The 22,029-nt window shown below is 71.1% G+C and carries 17 protein-coding genes and 2 pseudogenes; 2 read left to right on the top strand and 17 right to left on the bottom strand.

The window, feature by feature from the left end; genetic code table 11:
* Positions 1 to 170: 170 nt before the first annotated feature.
* The 9 genes and pseudogenes from OG294_RS36710 to OG294_RS36670 all read right to left on the bottom strand — a co-directional run.
* Positions 171 to 406: pseudogene (locus tag OG294_RS36710) on the bottom strand (helix-turn-helix domain-containing protein); the annotation flags it as partial.
* 13 nt (positions 407 to 419) lie between these two features.
* Positions 420 to 734 carry a hypothetical protein gene (locus OG294_RS36705; protein ID WP_327070895.1) on the bottom strand — a complete coding sequence of 105 codons (315 nt, stop codon included), beginning with the start codon at positions 732 to 734 and terminating at the stop codon, positions 420 to 422.
* Positions 735 to 1,317: 583 nt separating this feature from the next.
* Positions 1,318 to 2,964: a hypothetical protein gene (locus OG294_RS36700; protein WP_327070894.1), complete on the bottom strand. Its 1,647-nt coding sequence runs from the start codon at positions 2,962 to 2,964 to the stop codon at positions 1,318 to 1,320.
* A gap of 13 nt (positions 2,965 to 2,977) precedes the next feature.
* Entirely contained in the window at positions 2,978 to 5,029 is a 2,052-nt protein-coding gene (locus OG294_RS36695; protein ID WP_327070893.1) for a TOMM precursor leader peptide-binding protein, read from the bottom strand.
* Positions 5,026 to 6,912, bottom strand: coding sequence for a hypothetical protein (locus tag OG294_RS36690; protein WP_327070892.1), 1,887 nt, complete (start codon positions 6,910 to 6,912; stop codon positions 5,026 to 5,028). Before OG294_RS36690 ends, OG294_RS36695 begins: the two co-directional genes overlap by 4 nt.
* Positions 6,909 to 9,488: a hypothetical protein gene (locus tag OG294_RS36685; RefSeq protein ID WP_327070891.1), complete on the bottom strand. Its 2,580-nt coding sequence runs from the start codon at positions 9,486 to 9,488 to the stop codon at positions 6,909 to 6,911. The genes OG294_RS36690 and OG294_RS36685 overlap by 4 nt, the downstream gene beginning before the upstream one ends.
* Positions 9,489 to 9,709: 221 nt before the next feature.
* Positions 9,710 to 9,892: a hypothetical protein gene (locus tag OG294_RS36680; protein ID WP_327070890.1), complete on the bottom strand. Its 183-nt coding sequence runs from the start codon at positions 9,890 to 9,892 to the stop codon at positions 9,710 to 9,712.
* A 538-nt stretch (positions 9,893 to 10,430) separates the two neighbouring features.
* Positions 10,431 to 11,359, bottom strand: a pseudogene (locus tag OG294_RS36675) (integrase core domain-containing protein).
* Positions 11,360 to 11,660: 301 nt separating this feature from the next.
* Positions 11,661 to 12,898 (bottom strand): IS3 family transposase gene (locus OG294_RS36670; RefSeq protein ID WP_327065281.1). Its coding sequence is split into 2 segments (ribosomal slippage): positions 11,661 to 12,625 and positions 12,625 to 12,898, totalling 1,239 coding nucleotides; the frame shifts between segments, so codons are not numbered across the junction.
* Between the two features lie 86 nt (positions 12,899 to 12,984).
* On the opposite strand from OG294_RS36670, the gene OG294_RS36665 reads away from it, so the two are divergent.
* Both OG294_RS36665 and OG294_RS36660 read left to right on the top strand, forming a co-directional pair.
* Positions 12,985 to 13,137, top strand: coding sequence for a hypothetical protein (locus OG294_RS36665; protein ID WP_327070889.1), 153 nt, complete (start codon positions 12,985 to 12,987; stop codon positions 13,135 to 13,137).
* Positions 13,138 to 13,142: 5 nt separating this feature from the next.
* On the top strand, positions 13,143 to 13,622 hold the full coding sequence (locus OG294_RS36660; RefSeq protein ID WP_327070888.1) for a hypothetical protein: 480 nt from the start codon (positions 13,143 to 13,145) through the stop codon (positions 13,620 to 13,622).
* 710 nt (positions 13,623 to 14,332) lie between these two features.
* Here the strand turns inward: OG294_RS36660 and OG294_RS36655 are convergent.
* The 8 genes from OG294_RS36655 to OG294_RS36620 all read right to left on the bottom strand — a co-directional run bounded on the left by OG294_RS36655 (position 14,333) and on the right by OG294_RS36620 (position 21,828).
* Positions 14,333 to 14,473 carry a hypothetical protein gene (locus tag OG294_RS36655; protein ID WP_327070887.1) on the bottom strand — a complete coding sequence of 47 codons (141 nt, stop codon included), beginning with the start codon at positions 14,471 to 14,473 and terminating at the stop codon, positions 14,333 to 14,335.
* 78 nt (positions 14,474 to 14,551) lie between these two features.
* Complete coding sequence (locus OG294_RS36650) at positions 14,552 to 14,965, bottom strand: hypothetical protein (RefSeq protein ID WP_327070886.1); 414 nt, start codon at positions 14,963 to 14,965, stop codon at positions 14,552 to 14,554.
* A 3-nt stretch (positions 14,966 to 14,968) separates the two neighbouring features.
* Entirely contained in the window at positions 14,969 to 15,619 is a 651-nt protein-coding gene (locus OG294_RS36645) for an RHS repeat-associated core domain-containing protein (protein WP_327071798.1), read from the bottom strand.
* A gap of 972 nt (positions 15,620 to 16,591) precedes the next feature.
* On the bottom strand, positions 16,592 to 17,821 hold the full coding sequence (locus tag OG294_RS36640; protein ID WP_327070885.1) for a hypothetical protein: 1,230 nt from the start codon (positions 17,819 to 17,821) through the stop codon (positions 16,592 to 16,594).
* Positions 17,822 to 17,846: 25 nt separating this feature from the next.
* Entirely contained in the window at positions 17,847 to 19,685 is a 1,839-nt protein-coding gene (locus OG294_RS36635; protein WP_327070884.1) for a putative T7SS-secreted protein, read from the bottom strand.
* Positions 19,685 to 20,254, bottom strand: coding sequence for a hypothetical protein (locus tag OG294_RS36630; protein WP_327070883.1), 570 nt, complete (start codon positions 20,252 to 20,254; stop codon positions 19,685 to 19,687). Before OG294_RS36630 ends, OG294_RS36635 begins: the two co-directional genes overlap by 1 nt.
* Positions 20,247 to 20,642 carry an SseB family protein gene (locus tag OG294_RS36625; RefSeq protein WP_327070882.1) on the bottom strand — a complete coding sequence of 132 codons (396 nt, stop codon included), beginning with the start codon at positions 20,640 to 20,642 and terminating at the stop codon, positions 20,247 to 20,249. The genes OG294_RS36630 and OG294_RS36625 overlap by 8 nt, the downstream gene beginning before the upstream one ends.
* A gap of 328 nt (positions 20,643 to 20,970) precedes the next feature.
* Positions 20,971 to 21,828 carry a carbon-nitrogen hydrolase family protein gene (locus OG294_RS36620; protein WP_327070881.1) on the bottom strand — a complete coding sequence of 286 codons (858 nt, stop codon included), beginning with the start codon at positions 21,826 to 21,828 and terminating at the stop codon, positions 20,971 to 20,973.
* Positions 21,829 to 22,029 lie beyond the last annotated feature (201 nt).

The following is a 22,029-nucleotide window of genomic DNA, read 5'->3' as shown; positions in this document are numbered from 1 at the left end:
CCAGCTCAGCCCGTTCCGCAGCGGTGAGGTTCAACGGCGCGACGACGCCCACAAACCAGGACGCCTCGCCGTGAGTCGGAGACAACTCACGGGTCGATCCCTGCAGAGCACAGCATCCAACCCGCGGGTTCCCGCTGAAGAGCCTTCAGTTTCCCTGAACTCGTGGAGGTCCGAGGGTCCAGAGCGGCCAGGCCGATCTCGTTGAACCGGTGGATCACATCACGCACCGTGTCCTCGTCCACCTGGACCAGCCGGGCGATGGCCGGGACCCTGTTGCCGCCGGCCGAGGCCAGCAGCATCACGCCCGCCGGTAGCGCACCGAGTTCGTACTGCCCCGGCGCACGATCCGCTGCAACTGCTGGCCCTCTTGGTCCGTGAGCCTGCGGACCTTAACCGGCGCTGCCACCGGCCTCCCTCCTTCAGCCGTCGAGGCTGTCGAGCGCGGTTTCGGCGTAGTGGGGCCAGGCATGGGCGTGGGCCACGGGGATGGCGACCCAGTCTTTGAATGGGCGGTGCTTGCCGGAGGGATCGAAAAGTTCGGCTCCGGGCAGGGCAAGGGCCTCGGCGTGGCCGGGGGTGCCGTCACCCAGCCGGAGAGCCAGCAGGTCGCCCTTGAGGCAGGCGAATGCCTTACCGCGGGCCTTGAGACCGCGCTTGCCGAACATCGCTCCGGCGGTGGCACCGCGTACGGCGAGGTCGGTGGCGATCTCGTCAAACAGGTCGTCAGAGGTCATGTGTCGGGTCCTCGCTCCATCGAGTTGAAACGTCTCGCGACATCCAACCGGCACGCCGCCCACCAGCGCCAGCCCGGAGGACCTTCTCGGTCACCGCACTGGGGATGTCATCTCCCAGCTCGCACGGCCGCCCTCCGCGCCGGCAACGGCTGGCATCCCGGAGCCGTCAGGCCGTCAGGGCTTGCGAGGTAGTGATGTCCAGCTGTCGGAAGGCGTCGATGACGCACTGGGGCCAGGGTGCGGCGCCGCCGTGGGAGTCGACGTTGGACCACAAGTGCTGGCCGCTGGCGACGCAGCAGGGCCCGAGGCCGGTCCCGGGGCCGGCCGGACTCCGGTGAGCCCGGCCGGCCCCGGAGGCTTTCACGTGTCGCGATCCACCAGGTTGCCGTGGCTGAGGAGCACGACCCGGGCCCTCGCCACCGCTGTCCTGCTCGGGGAGGCGGGCACCGTTGACGTTCACGTACGGCACAGCCGATGCCATGGTCCTTCGGTTCGCGCCGGTGCCGGTGCCCGCACGGGTGCGGGAACAGGTGCGCGTGCGGGTGCTGATGAACCCGACCAGCCGGCTGTCGGCGGCGGCGTGTCAGACCCTCAGGTCGAGCACCGGTTCGCTGAACCGGGAGCGGCCGCAGATGACGGTGAAGACCGGAAACGTCGAGCGGGGCAGGTCGAGCGTCCGTTGCAGCCAGAACTCGCCGAAGGATCGGGCCGGGCGGGCGAACAGGCCGTGCGCGGCGGCGGCGGTGGTCAGCCCGTGGGTGGCCCAGCCGCACCAGAGTTGGAGCAGTGACCAGCCGGCCGGCCCGAACTCCGCCAGGATCCCGTCAAGGTCGGCGGCGAAGACCCACACGGCGTTCGCGTGGCGCAGCCCGCAGTCGACGGCGGGCGTCAGCGGGTAGCCGAAGGCGTCCGCGAACCGCCGCATCAGGTCGGAGTCCTGCTGCTCGCACTCCACATGGCCGCGCGCCACCGCGTAGCGGCCGGTGGGGAGCCCGGCCGTTCGCTGCAGTACGACGCGGGTCAGCACCCGGCGGCCCACCTCGGGGAGCAGCGGGCCCGGCGCCGGCCGGTCGAGCCAGGCGAGCGTGTCGCGCAGGAACTCCGCACCGAGCACGGCGGGTCGGGCGGAGAACCCCAGCAGGCCGGCCCGGGTCCGCCCGGCGGACCGGTTCCACAGGGTCCGGGCCCAGTCGGGCCGCGCGGGGCCGGCATCCTGGCCCGCCGGCTCACGCTCCGCAGGGCGGTGCTCCGCCGGCTCACGCCCCGCCAGGTCCGGTACGCTGCGCACGGGTTCGCCCGCGCCGCACGAGAGCGCGGCGAGCGGTGCGGTCACCGCGTCCGCCTCCCGGACCAGCTCCTGGCCGGACTGCTCGCGCAGCAGCCCGCACTCCCGCGCGTGTTGCTCCGCGTCCCCGAACCCGTCCGTGCCCGGCAGCGGGCGGCTGGACGGCAGCGGGCCGGCGCCTTCGAGGGTGACGACCAGTGGCGGGGACCAGGCCCCGGGACCGCCGTATTCCAGCAGCCGGCCGGCGGCGCGGGTGAGTGCGGCGTCCGAGCGCAACCGGACCGGGACGCCCAGCAGGTCGGCAGCGGTGTGCAGGGCGCGCAGGTTGATGCCCAGCTCCAGCAGGCTCAGCGTGCAGCGCAGGCGCCCGTAGTCGACTGGCAGGTCGGTGTAGCGCGCCGCCAGCACCACGGTGAGGTCGCCCGGGGCGGGGAGCAGCTCCGCGAGGTCGCCCCCGCCGTCCGCGTTGTCCGAACCATCTGAGTTGTCCGCGTTGTCCGCATTGTCCGAGACGTCCGCGTCGTCCTGCAGGTCGATCAGGGCGTGCCGGTAGATGTCCAGGTAGGCGCGGGATCCGTCGGGTGCCAGGACGAAGGCGTGCACGGGGAACTTGCTGCGCACCGAGGCGATCGCCCGGTGGTCGTTGAAGTGGTGCGAGGGCTCGCGTCGTTGCAGGCCGAGGGCGCAGACCAGCAGGTGGCCCGCCAGGTCCCCGGGACCCAGCGTGGCGAGGGCGTCGGCCGGCAGTGGTTGCGGGTACGGTGCGTCGGCCAGCAGCCGGTGGGTGCCGGCCGGCAGCGGCCGCCCACGGCTGCCGCGGGCCCGGGCCGGGGGCAGGGTCGAGGTGGTGGAGTCGGTGTCGCTGCCCGGGGTCAGCTCGGCCAGTGCGGTCCGCAACGGGCCCTGGCGGTAGGCGAAGAGCCGGACATCGGTGGTCGTCGTCATCGGAGGCGCCGCCTCAGGGGAAGGGGTGGGGGTCGAAGGGGAAGTCCTCCTCGCGTGGCGGCGTGCCGGTGGCCTCCGCGATGGCGGAGGCCAGCCGGGGGATCCCGGCGAGCCGCTGTTGTGCCTGCCCGAAGCACATCGGCAGGATGCCGGGGACCACGGACTTGACGACGGACAGTCCGGCGGCGGTGTGTTCGGGGGTGGACTGGTCGACCACCACGATGCGCTCCAGCCCGGCCTGCCGGAACAGCTCCGCGACGAAGCGCAGGGCCTGGGTGACGTCCCCGTCGGCGGCGTTGGTGAAGACGTCCGGCCAGCCGGGAAACGCCTGTGCCGGGCTGACCACCGGTCCGCCCAGCAACTCGCTCATCCGGGGCAGCAGTTCGGGGTAGGCGTAGCGCTTGTGGTGGTCGGACATCTGGGCGACGAGCCAGGGGTCGGTGGCGAGCGGGCGGGCCGCCTCGATGTCCCAGTCCGCTCCGGAGCTGACCATCTGGGACAACTCCCACAGGCCCGCCCGGGCGGCGGCCACCGGGTCCACGCCGGAGCCGGCGGAGCTGAGGGTGGCCGGCATCCGGCCGTCCTCGCGCAGCGCCATGACCCAGATCACCGGGATCGCGAGGTCGATCGTGGCGACCAGCAGGTGGACCTGGTAGCCCTGCTCCTCGATCTGCCGGATCAGCAGCCGGCACTCGCGGTCGGTGATCTCCTGCGCTGCGATCCGGGGCAGCGGCCGGCGCCGGTGCCAGGAGAGCAGGAAGGCGTCGCGCTCGGCCAGCTCCAGCAGGGAGTGCAGGGCGGCCTCCTCGTAGCTGCCGCCGAGTGCGCAGCCGCTGGAGGAGTCGTGGAAGTGGCGCGTGCGGCCGGTGTGTTCGGGCGCATCGGAGAGGGCGGGGTAGCTGTACTGGTAGAAGCCGACCTCGGCCGGGACGAGCAGCGGCCGGCCGCCGTCCAGCGGGTGGCCCCACACCCAGTCCATCGGGGTGTCCTCGTCGAAGGGCCGCAGGCTGCTGAGCGGCGAGTCCAGCTGCCGCGCGGTGTGGTGGCCCAGCCCGGCGAGCCCGATCGCCTGCTCGCCCAGCTCGCGCGCCGTGGCGCCGCGCACGAGCGGGGCTACGTGCGGATATCCGGCGCTGCGCTCGTACGCCTCCAGGCAGCCCACGGGCTCGGCGCGCCGGAAGGTGGAGCCGCGGCCGTAGCCCGGGAACGTGGCCCCGAGCAGGCGGGTCTCGGTCATCGCCATGGCGACCGGGCGCAACCGCTGGGTCCCGAGCACCGGTCCGAACCGGGGATCGGTCAGCGCCGCGCGCATCCGCTCGGGGTCCAGACCGAAGGGCGGCTCGCCGCGGTCGGGCGGTTGGGCGCTGGTGGGGCGCGGGAGCAGGGGACGCGACCGGGGCGGGTCGCAGGGGCGGGCGACCCGCGGGCCCGGATCGCTCGCGCACACGGGGCAGCGGTGGCTGGGCGTCACCCGGTGCCGGCGCAGCCGGCCTTCGTGGGTGAGCGCGAGCAGGTCGCCCGGGGCGAGCAGCGGCCGGGCATCCCGGAGCAGTTCGGCCAGGAGCTGCCCGAGGGCGGGTGCCAGGACCGGCGCGCCAGCGGCCCGCCGTCGCGGTGTTGGTGGCGCCGCCGGGGCGGTGGTCGGCTCGTGGGCCTGGCCCGGCGCGTCGCGGTCGGTGTCGCGGACCTGCGCGCAGCCGGCGCAGGCCGACGTGTCGTCAGGGGTCCAGAGCGGCCCGAGCAGGATCTCCGCGGGGGTCGCCCGCACCGACAGCAGCGGGCGGCCCTGCTCACGGGCCAGCGCCAGTGCCTCGCTCTCCCACGCAGCGTCGTAGCCCGCGCAGACCGCGATCAGCGGCGGGTCGGGTTCATCCGTCAGCTCGTGCCAGGGGAGCGCCAGCAGGTCGGCCGGCGCGCCGGGCCCCTGCAGGATCCGTCCGCCGGTGACCTGTGTGCCGGTGACCTGTGTACTGGTGACCTGTGTACTGGTGACCTGTGTGCCGGTGACCTCTGAGCTGGTGACCTGTGTGCCGGTGGTCCGCGGGCTCGTGATCCGTGCGCTCATGCCAGGGCCACCCAGCCACAGGCCAGCGCCAGCTCGCCGACGGTCGCGTCGCGGACCAGCCGTTGCGCGCGCGGCTGCAGCCCCAGGACCCGGGCACGCGCGAGCAGTTGGCGCAGGCAGTCGTCCACCTGGGCCGGCGGGGCGACCTCCAGTGACCACGTTCCGACCGGGTCCGGCGGCAGGACGGGTGCCTGCGGTGCGCTCCGCGTGGCCGCCTGGAACTGAGCGCGGGCGGTGGCGGCGAACAGGGCCGCGTAGGCGGCGGAGGCCGGGCGCGGGCCCCACTGCGTGGCCAGGACCTCGCCGGTGGCCTCGTCCACCACGCTGACCAGGTGCCAGTCCAGGCCGCTCACGGTGTGCCGGTGCAGCTCGGCGGGGACGTCGAAGAATTCCCTCAGCAGGCCCCAGAGCGTCCGGGCCGTGATGCCCTCGACCTCCTCCCAGGCCAGCGGGGCACCGACGGACCGGGCCAGGGCCTCCTGTCCGGCCTGCCGGAGCAGGCCGTCGACCAGGAGGTGGGCCTCGGTGAGCCCGGCCGCGGGCACCAGCCCCGCATTGCCCCCAGCCCGGCTCAGGTCCTCGGTCCACTCCTCACCGGCGCGGTGGCGCAGCACGGCGAGCCCGGCCGTATGGCCGGCGGCTGCGCGGTTCCGGCCCCACCCCAGGACGTGCGGACCGACTGTCCCACCGACGAGGGCGGTGGACGGTCCGGGGCCGGGCACCACCTGGGCGGTAACCAGGCTGAGGGGCAGTTGCAGGAGGTCCAGGTCCCGGCCCCAGCGGGCCAGGCCGGTCCACCGGGCGGTCAGCGCGGCGTCGAGCTGAACCTCCCCCGCCGGGGCCGGGACGACGGCTTCGGAGCCGGGCCCTCGGCCGGGCTTCACGTCGGGCTCCCGGCCGGGCTCCACACCGGGCTTCACGTCGGGCTCCCGGCCGGGCTCCACACCGGGCTCGCGCCCGGGGACGGTGCTCTGCGCCGGCTCCAGCGGGCGCCAGACCGGTCCGGTCCCGGCCCGCGGCACCGGAACGGCGGTGGTCCGCACCGCGTGGCCGTGCACCACCCAGGCGGTGCACGGACCGTGCGCGGTGCCGGCCAGGTGGGCCAGCACGCCCTGGGCGGCCAGCGACCCGGCCAGCACCGCGCTGATCGGGCGCGGCGCTGCGGAGTCCACCCCGGTCAGCTGCCAGTCGGTGGCCCGGGCCCGCACGGCCAGGAACGCCCGCACCTCGGCCGGGTCGGAGCAGACCGGCCCGACCAGCGCGACGGCGGGCCCGGCGGCCACCGGCACCACGGGTGTGCCCGGCGCCAGCCGCGCGACGGCGGCGAGCAGGTCGAGCGGGGCCTCGCAGTCGTCGATCAGCACCACCACGGCCGCGCGGGCGGCGCGTTCCGACAGCGCGGAGCGGTCGATCCCGGCAACCTCTCCGATGCCGTTGGCGACCTCTCCGATGCCGTTGGCGGCCAGCCCGCGCCGCACGGCCTCGGCCCCGGGGCCGCCGCCGCCGACCACCACCCGGGCGGCGCGCACCGCGGCGAACGCCCGGTAGGGCTCGGCGCAATGCGCCTCGAGATAGCACAGCAGCGCGGCGTGCTCCTCGGCGCTGCGCCGGTCCGGCAGCGGGCCGTCCACCGCGTCCAGGTCGATCAGCACGTCCTGGGCGACGAGCGTGCGCACGATGTGGTCCAGGACGGGCCGGGCCCGCTCGTCCCCGGTGGCCGCCACCATCTCGTCCAGGCTCGTCCCGTTCAGCAGCGCGTCGAGCTGGTCGTCGACGATGGTGAAGAGGGCGGGCGGACCGGACAGGACGAACGAGCGGTCCCCCCGGCTCCAGTGGATCCCTTGCGGCACCGGGGCGTAGTGCGCGTCCGGACGGAGCTTCACTCGCATGACGTCCTCAGCTGGAATCGGGCCCCGGCGGGGCGGTCGAACTCGATGACCCACTCGAAGGCGTGGCGCCCGCGGTGGACCCCCGGCAGCGCCTCCTCCAGGTAGCTGCCCGGGGAGCGGCGCTCCAGGAACCAGGGCAGCGCCCGCACCGCCAGCGCGCTGGCCAGGTCGGCGTACTGCGGCTTCTCCGGCCGCCACTGCGCCGGTCGGCCGCCGCCCGCCGGTATGCGGGCCGGGGCCGCCCGGTCGGAACCGGTCTTGATCACGACCTCGTCCGGGACCGCGTGCACCGCCCGCCAGGCCGTGAGGTCGACCAGGTGCTGCGCCGCCTCGGTGGGGCCCGGCGCGGACGGGAAGTCGGCCCCGGGATACCAGCGGCGCCGCTGCAGGACCACCTGGCCCACTGTCAATCGCGGTGAGGCCACCGTGCGGTGCGGCGCGTCGGTCGCGAGGGGCCGCTCCCAGCCGAAGGCGTCGACTGCCACCGGACTGGTGTCGGCCAGCAGCGTGGCGATGCGCAGCGGGGCCGGGTGCAGCTCCTGCCAGCGCATGCCCAGCGTGACCGGACGCACCCGGGCGCCGTCGGCGTCCAACAGCACCAGCTCGTCGCGGTCGGGGTCGTGCGCGAGCCGGATCCCGAGCCACTCCCCGGGGGTGATGGTCCGCTCCAGGAGCGGGATGCGGTGGTTGATGTTGAACCCGTGCAGGCCGCGGTCCTCGCACGGCTCGACGCCGTCCGCCGAGAAGACCGCGGTGGCGCGCCGGGCGATCGACTCGCCCGCCCGGCCGCCCAGCTCGCGGTCCGCGCCGAGGAAGCGCATGCCGAGCAGGCCGTGGCCCGGGAAGCAGCCGTTCAGCACCAGCCGCCCGGCCACCGGCTGGACCGTCAGCCCGTAGGAGGCCGCCGGGCGCCGGAACCGCTCGGGCAGCGCGGCGGCCAACTCGGCCAGCAGGCCGGGCTCCAGCGCCAGTTCCTCGGCCTGCGGCTGCTCGGCCCGGTGGCGGGCGATCCGCTCGCCGACCGTTCGCACGGCGGTGGCGCGCACCTTCAGCAGCCGGGCCAGCGAACCGTCACGCGGGCCGACGTTCCCGTCCGGCCCGCTGAGGCGAGTCCCGGCACCGCGCAGAGCCTCGACCAGAGCGGTGGCGTGGTCGACCAGCGGGACCGAGGCTCCAGCACCGAAGCGCTCGACGAACAGGGCGCACGCCAGCGCCCGCAGCTCGTGGTGGCGCTCGAAGAGCGCGGCGAATTCCGCGACCTCGGCCAGGTCGTCGAGCGCCGGCCGGTAGCCGTCGGCCGAGACCGTGAACGGGTCGAGCACGTAGTCCTCGTTGACCTGCAGCCGCCCCGGCCGGGCGCCGTGCTCGGTCAGCCGTTGCTGCACCGAGTCCAGCCGGTTCAGCAGGGCCACCCGTTCCGTCACGGTGGCGCGCGGGAGCCGGTCGAGCGCGGAGGCCGCCTCGGCCAGGGCGGTGGCCGCAGCCGGGTCGTGCCCGCGCAGCAGCTCCAGGGCGGCCGGCAGGGGGTCTGCCGCCTGCTCGTCCAGGACCGGCCCGGGCAGCAGGATCTGTGCCTCGCACGCGGCCAGGACCAGCTGCGCGGCCTGCTCCCCGGAGCATCCCAGACGGTCCGCCAGTGCCCGGCCCAGCTCGGCGGGCGAGACCGGTCCCAGCGTGAGGAGGTCCAGCAGGGTGGTGAGTTGCGGGGTGAGCGGGGTGGAGAGCACCCGGATCTGCGCACCGTCGCGCCGGCGGAACCGTACGGCGTCCTGGGTGGTGCGCAGCGAGGAGTTGCGCCGCACGGTGGCCGCCGGCGCCGCTTCGCCGCCCACCTCGCCGCCCGCCTCGCCGCCCACCTCGCCGCCCACCTCGCCGCCTGCTTCGCCGCCCACCTCGCCGCCTGCCGGCAGCAGGCCGTCGACGAGAGTGGCGAACAGGGCCCGGTCCACCGAGACGAGCGGGTGCGTCCGGCGGCGCTGGAAGGTGACCCGGTCGAGCGCCGTGCCCTGGTCGGACCAGGAAGCGAAGCCGACCGCGGTGAACCGGGCCAGCGGCGAGGTGCGCACCATGGCCCGTGCCAGGTGCTGCAGGATGCCCCGCTCCGACTTCCGGTCCTGCTTGGAGGGGCGGCCGGCGCTGCGCGCGTAGCGGCGCACGGCCGCGAGCACCCCGGGCGAGGTGAGCGCCAGAGACACCTGGAACGGCTCGGCCGCGACCGCCTGCGCAAGGGCGGCCCGCTCCTCGGCCAGGCAGTTCTCGTAGCCCGTGGTCAGCACGCTCCGCGCGAGGTCGCCGCGCTGCCGGGCGGCCAGCCACGCGCTGGTCGCTTCGGGCCAGCTGCGGTTCGTGGCAGACGGTTTGGGGGTGCGCTGGTTGTGGACCGCGCGCTTGAGCTCCAGGACGGTCCGCAGCTCGTGGCCGCCGGCGCCCGTGGCGAGGTCGAACAACTCGGCGCGGGCGGCGTCGACCAGGGCAGCGCACTGCCGCTCGGCCTCGGCCAGCGCGGTGACCGCCGCGGTCAGGGCGGCGGAGCCCAGACGGCGCCCGGGCAACGGGTTGACGCGCACCATGGCGGTGTCGGCGAGACCGGCCGGTCCCGGTGCGTGACCGGCCGTCCGTTCTTGTGGGTGGGGGGCCTGACCTGGTCCGGATCGATTGATGGTGACTCCAGGTGGGACGCGCTGCCCTGCCTCCAGTGAGCTGGGGCAAGGACACGCAGGGGGCCTGCCCGGTGCTGCTGGGCGAGGGGGACGCCGGCCTCAGAGCCAGGGGCGTCGGGGGTGGGGCAGGGTCACTCGTTGGAGGCGTTGATGACGACGCAGGAGCAACACATCGGCTCCGTGACCTCCATGCCCGGCTTGCCGAGCAGGTCCTCCAGGTCGATGGGGAGGAGCGGGGTGTGGGCACCCTGCGGGGCGTCGGCGTCCAGGACGGCCAGCTCTGTCAGATCGAAGGTGGCGAAGTCAATGCTCATGGTTCATCGGTCCTTTCTGGGACTCGCTCGGGGGACGCGGGAACTCCAGGCCCTCGAGGCGCCGAATGCCGCCCGGACCTGGAGCACTTGCCATCCTCCAGCCGCAACTCGCCGTGCGGCAAGGAGATCCGGTTGCAGCAACCTGCACCGCCCGGACCGGCGGAATTCGCGCAGGAAGTGGCAACTTGCTGCCGCGCGGGGGCGGCGCGAGCGCGGCGCCGTACGAGTACCGCACACCGTCCAGGGCCTTTCGCCGTTGCCGAATCCGCTGGTGACGCGGGATCATTGGCCACCGGACCAGCACAGGACCACCGCGAGGGCCGACACCTGCACACATCACTGACACCCGCCTGACGCGATCGGGTCGTGCATGGCGGTCGGAGGCGTCCAGTGCTACGGTCCGCCTGATGGACCAGCACGTTCGCGCCGCGCCGACCCCGCTGCGGCACCTGCGGGCCGACATGCCGCACGAACTCGAGGCGCTGGTCCTGCACCGGCTCCGCAAGACTACGCCTGCCGAAAACCTCATCCGCCCAGGTCAAGCGGCATGCCGGTACTCGTGGACCACTCCGCCGAGCCGATCGTGTCGGCGTATCTCCAGGCGGGCGATCCGTCCGGGATCAGTGATCGGCTCGGGCACCACGCGCAGTGGTGCGGCCTGGTTCATGGCCTGATGGGGCCGGTGCGCGTGGTGATGCCGCTCGAACTCGCGCAAGGCACGGCGTAGGTGGCGCTCGTTCCAGATCAAGGTCCGATCCAGGAGCTCGTGGCGGCAGGTCTGCACCCAGCGCTCCACGATGGAGTTCATCCGCGGCATGCGGATGCCAGAGAGCACGACCTTGATTCCGGCGTCGCCCAGGATCTGGCCGAAGAGCGCCGGGAACTTCGCATCCCGGTCGCGCATCAGGTAGCTGACAGCGGCTCCGGCATCCTCAAGGTCCATGACGAGATTCCGGGCGGCTTGGCCGACCCAGTGGGCAGTGGGATGCGCGGTAGCGCCCAGGACGCGGACACGGCGGAAGGCGTGTTCGATGACCGCGAGAATGTACTGCCGTTGGCCGGTCAGGGTGACGGTCTCGATGAAGTCGCGCCAAGAAGCGCTCCGGCCTGGGATCGCAGGAAGTCGGCCCAGGTGGTGGCGCTGCGGTCGGGCGCGGGGTCGATGCCCTCGGCCTTGAGGACCTCCCCTACGGTGGAGGCAGCGATCTTGATGCCGAGGGCGGCGAGTTCACCGTGCACGCGCCTGTACCCCCACGGCGGGTTCTCCCGCACCAGGCGCAGGATCTGAACGCGGATCGAGCGAACAGTCGGCGGCCGCTCCGGTCGCTTCGGCCAGCAGGCGCGGGTGTGACGCTGCTTCATCAGGTCGCGATGCCAGCGCAGCACGGTGTCCGGTCGGATCAACAGCCGCAGGCGGCGCAGGACTCAGCGCGACAGCGGAGCAAGACGCGCAGCAAGGAGAGCCAGGTCCGCTGGAGCGAACCTCACCCGGTCCTCACCGAGCTACCGCTCAAGGACGACAAGCTGATGACGCAGGGCGAGGATCTCCACATCCTTCTCACGGTCGCTCAACGGGAGCAGCCTCAGGGCGGCGAGCGCATTGGTGACAGTCGGGTGTGCCAGGCGAAGCAACAGGAGTGATCATCCTGCCGCAACCGCCGAGCAAGTCCTTGAGTTGCGCGAATGACATTCTCGGCAGGCGCAGTGGTGCCGCGACACACCTCGGGCTCTGCAGTGCCCCTGAATCGCTGCGAGTTCTTCAGAGGCTCTAGATTGTGGCTGTGACCTGCAGGTTTGGCTGTTGGCTGTAGTACTTGGCTTCGTATTCGGCGGGTGGGGTGTGGCCGAGTTCACTATGGAGCCGGGTGGAGTTGAACCAGTCGACATACTCTGCGGTGGCGATCTCAACGTCGGCAAGGGTGCGCCAGGGGCCCTGACGCTTGATGAGCTCGGTTTTGTACAGCCCGATGGTCGATTCCATCAGGGCGTTGTCCAGGGCGTCTCCGACCGATCCGATGGACGCGGCGATCTTCTCCTTGGCCAGGTGGGTTGCCAGGCGGAACGACGTGTACTGCGAGCCGGCATCGGAGTGGTGTATCAACTCCCTTGGCATTACCGGGAATCCGGAGCGGTCCCGCTGCCACAGGCCCATCTCGAGGGCTGAGAGGATCAGTGGGGTCTGCTTGTTGGTGGCCGCCGACCAGCCGACGATCCGCCGTGAGAAGGTGTCGACGACGAAGGCGACGTAGACGGTGCCGGCCCACGCCGCCACGTGCGTGAAGTCCGCCACCCAGACGCGGTTCGGTGCGCTCGCGACGAAGTTGCGCTGGAGCAGGTCGGGCGCCCGGTCGACGCTCTTGTCCGAGACGGTGGTGACGATCTTCTTGCCGCGCACCGCTCCTGACAGTCCTTCTGCCTTCATCAGGCGGGAGACCGTGCACTGGGCGACCGTGTGGCCGCGCCGGTTGAGTTCGGCCCAGACCTTGCGGTAGCCGTAGACGCCGTAGTTGCTCTCGTGGATCTCCTTGATGATCGGGACGATTTCGGCGTCGCGGCGGGCGCGGGCGGAGGTGGTGCCGCTCTTGTGGGCGTAGTAGGTGCTGGGGTGGATGCCGCAGTCGTTCGCGGTGAGCGTCCTGCAGATCGGCTCGACTCCGCCGAAGCGGTCCCGGTGCTCGTCGATGAACGCTACGAGCGTGTGTGTGGCCGGTCGAGCTCGGCCGCGAAGAAAGACGCCGCGGCCTTGAGGATCTCGTTGGCGCGCTTCAGCTCGGCGTTCTCCCGCTTGAGCGCCTTCATCGCCGCGGATTCCTCCGTCGTCGTGCCCGGCCGGGCGCCGGCGTCGGTCTGGGCCTGGCGGACCCACTTGCGCAGGCTTTCCGGGCCCACGTCGAGCTTGGCGCCGATCGACCGGATGCACTGGTACTCGGTCTCGTACTGATCGCGGGTCTCCAGCACCAGGCGTACCGCCCGCTCCCGGACCTCACTGGGGTATGGCTTCCTCATAACGGAATCGATCCTTCCAAGAGAAGGAGTCTCGGTCAAACCCGCAGCGATTCAGCCTCATCCTGCAAGGCAAGTTCGATGTGGCGATGAAGATGGACATCGGCAAGATCCGCAAGGACTACGGAACCAAGTACGACGCCGCCATCAAGGAAATGGTCGACTCCCTGCCGAACAACCGGAAGTTCCAGAAGTACCTGAAGGACAACGGCTGGAAGATCCGCGACTGCCTCCTAGAATGACCCCCATGGACATCGAGCTGACTCCCCCGAACGGCATCACCGGCTTCCCTCTGGGCGCCTCGGCTCAGGATGTCAAGACGGCAGCAGCTGCGCTGGGCCGAGTCACGGTGAAGAACGACGGATCCGCCAACCAGTTCGGCTACATGACGGTCACGGCCCTGCACCCCCAGTTCGAGATCGTCTGCCACCTCGAGGACGGCAAGACACTCAGCGCCGCAGAGATGTGGATTCCCCGCCCCGGTCCCGAAGAGATCACGGTCCGGTTCCGCGATCTCGACGTGTTTCGCACCCCAGCCCTCCGGCTGCTGGAGCAGTTGGAGGCGCTGGGCCTGCCTGTCGTGCACGACGAACCCAACTACTGGACCGTGCCCAACCTCTCGCTCGGCTTCGGCCGAGTGGCTGGTCACGAGGTCCCACTCGACACCGACGGCGGACCACTGTACTTCCAGAGTGTGCTGACCGGCCCAGCCGACTACTACAGCTGAGGCCATGGGGCGGTTCAGCGCAGACAGCTCACACCACATCCGGATCCAGGACGATAGAAGCCCACTCCACGTTGGCGGATGGTGCAAGTCCCCCCTCGGACACATATCATCAGATGACCTGATCAGCTTGCTGATCAGGTCATCTGCATTTTGTGCGCCCAGTGCTCCTGCATCCAGCTGGAGCCCTGCCGGCCGGGGGATCCGGACCCCAGGTAGGGGCGCCGCTTGGCTCGGCCTTATGGCGCCGGTGCGCGTTCTTCGCGCCGCGCGTGAGCACACGGCCTCAGCCAGAGCCACAGCGACAGACAGTGGCCGGTTATCCTGCGAGGCTCGGAAAGTCATCGCTGCTGGGGGTCAGGCTATGTACTGGCGATCGTTGACCACACTGCCAAGGACGCGGGTGCGCAGGAGACTTCGGCCTCCGGGGTCGTGTGCAGCGGATGCCCTCGGCCTGGTTCATGAGCAACTCGCGCCAGGTCGGTCCGGTGCAGCGCGGTAACGGGATCGATGCCCGCCACGGGGAGGATCTCTCCCACCGCGGAGGCGGCGATCGGGTTCTTGAGGCGGGCCGCCCCGCCCTGGATCCGTCGGTGTCCGCCTCGCGCTCTCACGAGCGAGCGGGAGGGTCCGTTTCTTGATCACCGTTCGGTCGGTGGTCACCCGGTCCGGGTTCGCCGCGCGTTGTGATCCTCCGGCTCATAGCGGACCGGTCAGGCGATCTGACGGCACAGCACAGCATTCTCGTGTCGGAGCACGAGCAGCTCGGCGCTGTTCGCTGCGTCGCGGCGCAGAAGCACCCCGGGAACGAACAGCAGCCGGCGAACCACCTTGTACACCGGCATGGCGATCACCGGGTCCTGGTGTCAGCCGAGGTCGGGCCGCCGCTGCCACCTGCGGCAACGATATTCCAAGCCTCACAACATCCGGGTTCAGTCGAGGATCTCTGAATTTTTCTCAATCGCCAGAAGGAGACTCTTCAGTTCGGAGTTCGATCGAAAACAGAAATTTTGATCCAGGGACATCAGCTCGTCAAGCGCGTCGACCAATGGGAGCTGCGGTGGCCCCTCGAGGACCTCCGCCAGCTTCATGGGCATCAATGTCCAGTTCTTGCCACTGGAATCAAATCTCCACTCAAACCTACTGGCCATTTCCGCGACCGCGGCACGAAGAATTTCCGCCATTCTGGCAGAGGGCTCCCGGTACCGCCAGACGATCGAGCTCGGGAACATCCTTGAATCAGCGGGGTTCAAACCGATGGCGTAGCGCCCCCATTCGAGTTCGCCAAGCAGGCGGAGGGTGCGCTTCACCGCTGACACCTCGGTCACGCCTTGAGGGTCGACCATGCTTCAGTCCCTCGGCCTTCTGCTGGTAAAACGGGTGGACAGGAATCCCGGACTCCCATTATCGCGTGGATTGAGTCCGCGAAGTGCGCGCTCATAGTCACCCAGAGGGATCGGCATCGAACCGAGGTCCGGGTCATACACATAGCGCCCATCGGAAAAGACCTCATGGTAATCGTACCGCTCCAGCACGCTGCCCCCCTTCTCGGGGATCACGATTTCATCGAACTTGGAGACCGGCGTGAAGCGAATAATCTGGCCCGCACCGCCTGCGGATTCCTTGATCTGCTGGGCGATCTCGGAACAGTCCAGGCTGGAATGGCGGGGCCCGCCGGCCATCTTTTGCAACTCGGCCAGCGCATCCGAATTCGGTGGATAGTCCGGGTTTGGTGCACGGAAATCGAAGAGTCCACGACCGCAGTCATCCGGCGCCAGGCCCAGCGGGTCTGCCCAGATCGTCGGATTGGGAACGTAGCTCTTGGCGTTGGGGGCAGCCCGCAAGCCCAGTGGGTCGACCGTGAGGTACCGAGCACTCTCCGGGTCGTAGTAGCGGTGGAGGTTGTAGTGCAGTCGGGTTTCAGCGTCGTAGTACTGGCCGGGAAAGCGGAGGGGGGTCGTAGTGCTGACGGCCTTGGGGTGGGTGGTGGTACCCCACAGGGTCGTGCGGGCTTGCCAGGCGGCGGTGCCGTCGTCGGGGTTGAGGAGGTGGGTGGGAGTACCGATGAGGTCGGTGACGATGGCGAAGAAGCGGCGGTCGACGTCGTTTTGAGTGTCGAGGTGCTCGGTCTGGGTGAGGGGGTGAAGGCCGTCGTGGTCCCAGGTGAGGGTGTAGGGGCCGGGGAGACTGGGGCCCTGGGCGGTCTGCTCGGCAAGGGTGGTGCCGTCCCAGGTGAAGAGGGTCCACTCGGCGGTGGCGGGGCACTGCTTGGCGATGCGGCGACCGAACGGGTCGTAATGGTAGAGCCACTGGGTGCCGTCGGGGGTGGTGACGGCGATGAGGCGGTCCTCGGAGTCCCAGGTGTAGTGCCAGGTGTCGCTGCGGCCAGAGAGGGTTCGGCGGCGGCGGGTGGTGACGCGGCCCTGGTCATCGTGGGTGTAGTGGGTGCGGCCGGCGATGGTGATCCGGGTGCCGGTGTAGGCACGGGGGCCGTCGGCGCTGTCGTCACGGGCGGGCCAGGTGGCGTGTGTGAGATTTCCGGCGTCGTCGTAGGCGTAACGCTCGGTCCAGTCCGTGGCATGGACGGCGGTGACGCGACCGGCGGGGTCAAGTTCGAAGCGGCGGGTGCCGGTGTGCTGGTCGTCGATGCCGGTGAGGTTGCCGTCAGCACGGTAGCGGTAAGCCCGCTGCTGGAGCGCATGGCGGGAGTCCCCTGCAACGAGAGCCTGGCCGGTCAGGCGGTGGGTGTTGTCCCAGGTGCTGGTGAGAGCGAGGTCGTTGGTGAGGTGGCGGGTTGTCTCACGGCCAGCGGCGTCACGGTCGAAGGCGAGGGTGCGCCCGCCGGTGTTGAGAGTGAGCGGGTTGCCGGCCGGATCGTAGGTCCAGGTGCTGAGCGTGCCGCTCGGGGTGGTACGGGAGACACGGCGGCCGACGGCGTCGTAGGTGTTGGCGAGGGTGCGGCCGTTGACGGTCTAAGTGAGGAGGCGGCCCAGCGGGTCGAGGGTGCGGACCAGTGCGACGGCGGGGCCCGCGATGGTGAGCAGGCGGCCCAGCGGGTCGTGGGTGTAGGTGGTCAGGTCACCTTCGACATCCTTGGCAGTGAGGTTGCCCAGGAGGTCGTAGGTGTAGCCAATGGTTTCGCCGAGGCCGTTGGTGCGGGCGGTGAGTTGACCGGCCGCGTCGTGGGTGTAGCCGAGGGTGCGGCCGTCGAAGTCGGTCTCCGCGGTGAGCCGGCCTGCCCGGTCGTGCTGGTAGGTCCAGGTCAGGCCCTGGGGGTTGGTGACCTCGACCAGGCGCAGCTCGGTGTCATGGGCGAAGGCGTGCCGGACGCCGTCGGGGGTGGTGCGGGCGGTGAGAAGGTCGAAGTCGGTGTACTCGAAGGTGGTGGTGGCGCCGAGCTGGTCGGTGTGGGTGAGGGTGTTACCCTCGCCGTCGTACGTCCACCGCTCCGTGGAGCCGTCAGGGGCGGTGCGGGAGGTGAGCAGGCCCTCGGGGTTCCAGACCAAGAGGGTAGTGCCGCCCACAGGGTCGGTGACGGCTACAGGACGGCCCAGGCTGTCACGCCGGTAGGCAACGGTACCGCCAAGCGGGTCGACGGCGGCGAGTACCAGACCCGCCGGGTCGCACTGTACGCGTGCGGTATGGCCCAGCGCGTCGGTGCTGGCGGCGAGGTGACCCGCAGCGTCGTAGGCGAAGCGCGTGGTGGCGCCGGCGGGGTCGGTGATCGAGGTGCGGTTGCCGAGCTCGTCGTACGTCTGACGCCAGATCGAGCCGTCCGGGGTGATCACCGTGAGCGGGAGATTGAGAGTGCTGTAGGTGACAAAGGAGCGTGCACCATCGGGGCGAGTGACCATGACAACGTTGCCCGCCGCGTCGTACTCGAAAGCATTGGTGCGCCCGAGCGGATCGGTCACTGACAGCAGGCGGTGGAAGGCGTCGCGGGCGAAGCGGGTGGTGTGGCCAAGCGGATCAGTGTGCGCGGTGATCTGATGGCTTCGGTTGACCTCGAAGCGGCTTACCGCGCCCAGTGAGTCGGTGGCGAACGTCTGGCCAGGGCGGTACTCGTAACTCCACCGAAGGTGGCCGTTCGCACCGCCCTGGGCTATGCAGCGGTCCTGATCGTCGTAGACGAAGTGGTAGCGCGAGCCGTTGCGGTCGATCCAGGCCGTCATCCGCCCCGCCGCATCGTACTCGAAACGCATCGGCAGACCCGAGGAGTTCAGTACCTCAGTGAGGTGGCCGTCCGTGTAGCCGTAGCGGACGAGCTCCACCCCGCCCGCGCGCAACGCCGTGATGCGAAAGTCGGCGACGTCGACTTCCAAGTGATAACCAGCTGAGTGCCGGATGCCCATCGGGGCTCCGTCGTGGTCGTACTCGAATACCAGTTGGTGGCCGACCCGGTCGGTGATCGAGTCGAGCGGGGCGAGCACCGGGTTGGTCGGGTCGGAAGACCCGCACCTGCCCCGTGGCGGGGTTGGTAACCGTGTACCGGCCCTCGGCGTCCACGGCCAGCGGCCAACGCGCGCCGGTGCTCGGCAGCGTCGATAGGCCCGGTGCCGGGTGGGGGTAGGCCAGGGCGATGCTGTCGGCACGGAGCAGAACCACGCCTTCGGCGTCGATCTCCAGGCGCTCGTCCAGCGTGCACGCCCAAGTCGGGCCCAGCCAGCGCCCGGCGCGGTAGTGGGAGTCGTGGGTTCGGGTGAACAGGAGTGGCAGAACGCCCGCGAGGTTGGCGTCGGTTTGACTTAGGGTCATGTAGCCGGTGGCCATGTCGATCGGGTCACCGCCGCGGCACCGATCACCCGGCTGGCGACCGTTGACGTCAGGGTCCTTGACCGCGTCACGTCCCGAGCCGCCGGCCGCGTCCTGGGCGGCGTCCTTGGTGGCGTTCTTGGCCGCGTTCTCGGCGGTGTCCTTGGCGGCGGCCGCGGCGGCGTCGGCTTCGGGGCCGGCGCCGTCGGTCAGGGCGCCGAAGGCGATGTTGGTGATGAGCTTGCCGCCCGCTTCGAAGGGGTCGGAGCCCCAGCCGGAGCCGACCAGGGACTTGACCACGTCGGTGGGGTGCATGTCGGCGTGCACCAGGCCGGCGGCGACCTGGTTGACGTGGTCGAGGTAGGTGGCCGGGTGGGTGACGTTGTAGACGTCCATCGGGTTCAGACCACGCCCGAAGTTGACGATGTCGGCGCCGCCCTTGAGGATCCCGCCATACAAGTGCGCGTCGCCCATCATGCCGCCCTCGGCCAGGTCCATCGAGTCCAGCTTCATCCGCTGGGTGAAGCTGGGCGTGGTCGGCGCGGTGGCGGTGGCCGCCTTCAGGGCGCTCGCCGCGTTGTCGGCCGCCGTGTCGCGTCCGGCGCGGGCGGCGCGCAGCAGGTCCTGGGCGTGGGTGAGTTGGTCGGTGCTGGGGTCGTGGAATTCGCCCGGGTCGGTGGGCGGGGGGCCGGGGTTGGGGTTGGGTTGGGCGGCGGCCTTGTTCCAGGTTTTGACGGCGGTGTTGTAGCTGGTGACGCTCGCGTTGTAGGCGTCCTGGGCCTGTTGGTGGGCCTTCTTGGCGGCGTTGTAGGCGTCGATGGCCTGCTGGGCCTGGTCTTGTGCCCAGGTGAGGCTCTGGGCGAAGGCGTCCAGTGCGGTGGCGGCGGCCGCGCAGGCGTCGGCGGCGGTCAGCCACAGCGCGGGGTGCGGGGCGAAGCGGGCGCGGAAGGCGTCGGCGGCCTGGCCCTGCCAGTGGGAGGAGTCCAGCGCCTGCAGGCCGCTGCCGGTCTCCTGGAACGCGTCGTGGAACCTGCGCAGGTGCGCGGCCGTGTCGGTGAGCGCCTTGGCGTCGCCGTGGACCAGGTCCTTGGGGTCCTCGGACTGCCCGAGCTGCTTCTCCCCGATCTGTGCGCCGAGGTCGTCGGCGACGCTGTCGCCCCAGCCGTCCACCGTCTTCGCCGCGCCGTGCAGGCCGACGAAGTCCAGCATCCCGCCCACTTCGTGGGCCTTGTGGTCGATGGCCTTGCCGACCTGCTTCTTGCCGTCCTTGTACAGCCCCTCCAGGGCGTCCCCGACGTCGTCCAGGAACCCCATCAGCCCTTACCCCCCAGGTCCGGGGCCGGTATGAAGACCCCCGGGAGGCCGGGCACCGGAACATGGCCCTCGATGTCCTTGCCCTCCGTGGCCCACGTCTTGCGGGTGTCGGCGGCTGCCTGGTCGAACGAGGCCTTCGAGTAGTCGGGATCGGTGACCTGGGTGTAGGGGTTGTTGTCCCAGGTCTGGCTCCAGGACTGCTTGTCCACCTGGTCCTGCGTCAGGTCCGGGTTGCCGATCGCGGCGTTGACCACGTCCTTCAGCACACCGGAGGCGTACTGCTCCTGGTCGTAGTACCGGCCCGCCGACAGACCCAGCCGGTCCGCGATCTCGGTACCGTCATGGACCAGGGTGCGAACCCCCCAGCCCCACCGGTCGCAGAAGCCGTCCAAGGCCGACTGCAGACCCGGGTTACCGACCTGCATCCCCGTCAGCGACAGACCGGAGAAACCCCGGCCCACCTCGGCACTCTCATCGATCCCCAGCGTCTTCAGCTCGGCGACCGCGTCATTGATGCCCTTCGCCGTGTTCTTCAGCGCGTTCGGATCGACCTGGTACGAGTCACCCACCGGACACCGCCGAGACGGGCAGCAGGAACGACGCCGGGCCGGCCACATCCAGCGCCACACCAGCCCGAGCGCCCAGTGCCGTCACCGCCACCTCCAGCACGCGGGACCCACGCACCGTCAGATACTCGACCTCGCCGCCGATGCCGCGCGCGGACGCGAACCGGGCGAGCGTCGACTCGCTGGTGAACGCGTACAACCAGCGCACACCCTCCGCCTCCCCCGCCAACGGCTCACCGCACCGGGTCGGCAGCAGGACGAGCGCCTCGCGCAGTTCCCCGACCAGCTCCGGGCCGTCCACCTGCCCGTCGTGCAGCGCCGCCAGACGCTCGGCCAGCCCCACCCCTGACATCAGCCCCCCGTAACGCTCGGCAATCAGTTCGACACGCATCTCAGCGTAGCCGACCGGAGTGACAGCGCTACCACCCTCCCCCAGCTGCCCAGCGTCCCGGTAGAACATCTGACGTGACCACGAGGTCGTGCAGCCGGACGAGGCCAACCCATGCCGTGTCGGTCGGCCCGGTTGCGACAGCGGAAGGCGATCCACTTGCCGCTGGAGCTCACAGACCATCCAGATCCAGCACCACGCAGGCCCACTCCGGGTTGGCGAATGGTGCAAGTCCCCCCTCGGACATGAACCCCCACGGGTGATGTCGCCGTGGTGGCGGACTGCCCTCAGGCGCGCAGGTGTCAGGGGGTAGGCGTCGTGAGAGGGAGGCTCAGGTCAACGGGGCCGTGCGGCGGGGGCCGGGTGGGGTGGTGAGGGACGGGTCTAGCAGGACGGGCTCGGCGGTGCGGGCGGCGGCGAGGGGGTGGGGGTCGAGGCGGGCGACGGCGATGGCGGGGTCGGCGGGGCCCGCGTCGGTGAGGAGGGTGCCGTCGGGGTTCCAGACGGCGCTGCCGCCGCAGCCGTGGAAGGGGCCGCTGGGGGCGCAGTGGTTGGCGAGCAGGGTGTAGCTGGTGTTGTCCAGGGCGCGGGCCGGGAAGACGACGGCGCGCTGGTGGATGCCGGCGCCGAGGCCGAACATGGCGCCGACCAGGTAGGCGTGGCAGCCGTCGAGTGCGGCGGCGCGGGCGTGTTCGGGGAAGCCGGAGTCCCAGCAGATGCCCAGGCCCAGGCGCCAGCCGTCGAGGGTGAGGGTGCAGCCGTGGGTGCCGGAGCTGAAGCCGGCGGCGCGCTCGCTCGGGGTGGAGTGCTGCTTGTCGTACTGGACGGCGAAGCGGCCCTCGCGGTCGAGGACCAGGGCGGAGATGTGCAGCCGCCCGGTGTCGGGGTCGCGGGTCGGGGCTCCGGCCACCACCGCGGTGCGCGTCTCGGCGCAGGCCGCGGCGAGGGGGTCCAGCCGGGGGTCGGCCGCGTTCAGGGTGTGGCGGTCGGGATCGGCCGCGATGCCCGCGGGCTCGTAGCCGGTGAGGAAGAGCTCCGGCAGGACCAGCAGCTCGGCTCCCCGGTCGGCGGCGCGACGGACCAGGTCGGCGGCTGCGGCGACGTTCGCGGGGATGTCCAGCGCGACGCAGGCGGCCTGGCCGGCCGCGACCGTGAGGGGGGTGGTGGGCAGGGGGTGAAGATCATCCATGGATGGCCAGGATAGCCCGGCCCGCGGGAGCCCGGCCGCTCGGGGGGGGAGGGTCGCGCGAGGGCAGCATCCGGCCGGGGCGGTCACGGAATTGATGGATCATCAATCATCGGGCGCGGCACGGTGATTAGGCAGCAGTGCGCGTGTAGCGTTCGCGGGCGGGCGAGGACACGGGGCCTTGCCACGGGCGGACGGGAGAAC

It is taken from the genome of Kitasatospora sp. NBC_01302 (assembly GCF_035976515.1).
GTDB lineage: Bacteria > Actinomycetota > Actinomycetes > Streptomycetales > Streptomycetaceae > Kitasatospora.
This window is presented reverse-complemented; position numbering and strand designations above follow the sequence as displayed.

Bases quoted from the DNA above. Each gene is read 5' to 3' on its own strand.
- OG294_RS36620 (WP_327070881.1), bottom strand. From the start codon at position 21,828: ATGGATGATCTTCACCCCCTGCCCACCACCCCCCTCACGGTCGCGGCC.
- OG294_RS36705 (WP_327070895.1), bottom strand. From the start codon at position 734: ATGACCTCTGACGACCTGTTTGACGAGATCGCCACCGACCTCGCCGTA.
- OG294_RS36625 (WP_327070882.1), bottom strand. From the start codon at position 20,642: ATGCGTGTCGAACTGATTGCCGAGCGTTACGGGGGGCTGATGTCAGGG.
- OG294_RS36700 (WP_327070894.1), bottom strand. From the start codon at position 2,964: ATGACGACGACCACCGATGTCCGGCTCTTCGCCTACCGCCAGGGCCCG.
- OG294_RS36695 (WP_327070893.1), bottom strand. From the start codon at position 5,029: ATGAGCGCACGGATCACGAGCCCGCGGACCACCGGCACACAGGTCACC.
- OG294_RS36650 (WP_327070886.1), bottom strand. From the start codon at position 14,965: ATGGTCGACCCTCAAGGCGTGACCGAGGTGTCAGCGGTGAAGCGCACC.
- OG294_RS36680 (WP_327070890.1), bottom strand. From the start codon at position 9,892: ATGAGCATTGACTTCGCCACCTTCGATCTGACAGAGCTGGCCGTCCTG.
- OG294_RS36685 (WP_327070891.1), bottom strand. From the start codon at position 9,488: ATGGTGCGCGTCAACCCGTTGCCCGGGCGCCGTCTGGGCTCCGCCGCC.
- OG294_RS36635 (WP_327070884.1), bottom strand. From the start codon at position 19,685: ATGGGGTTCCTGGACGACGTCGGGGACGCCCTGGAGGGGCTGTACAAG.
- OG294_RS36660 (WP_327070888.1), top strand. From the start codon at position 13,143: ATGGACATCGAGCTGACTCCCCCGAACGGCATCACCGGCTTCCCTCTG.
- OG294_RS36665 (WP_327070889.1), top strand. From the start codon at position 12,985: ATGAAGATGGACATCGGCAAGATCCGCAAGGACTACGGAACCAAGTAC.
- OG294_RS36640 (WP_327070885.1), bottom strand. From the start codon at position 17,821: ATGCGTTTCGAGTACGATGCGGCGGGGCGGATGACGGCCTGGATCGAC.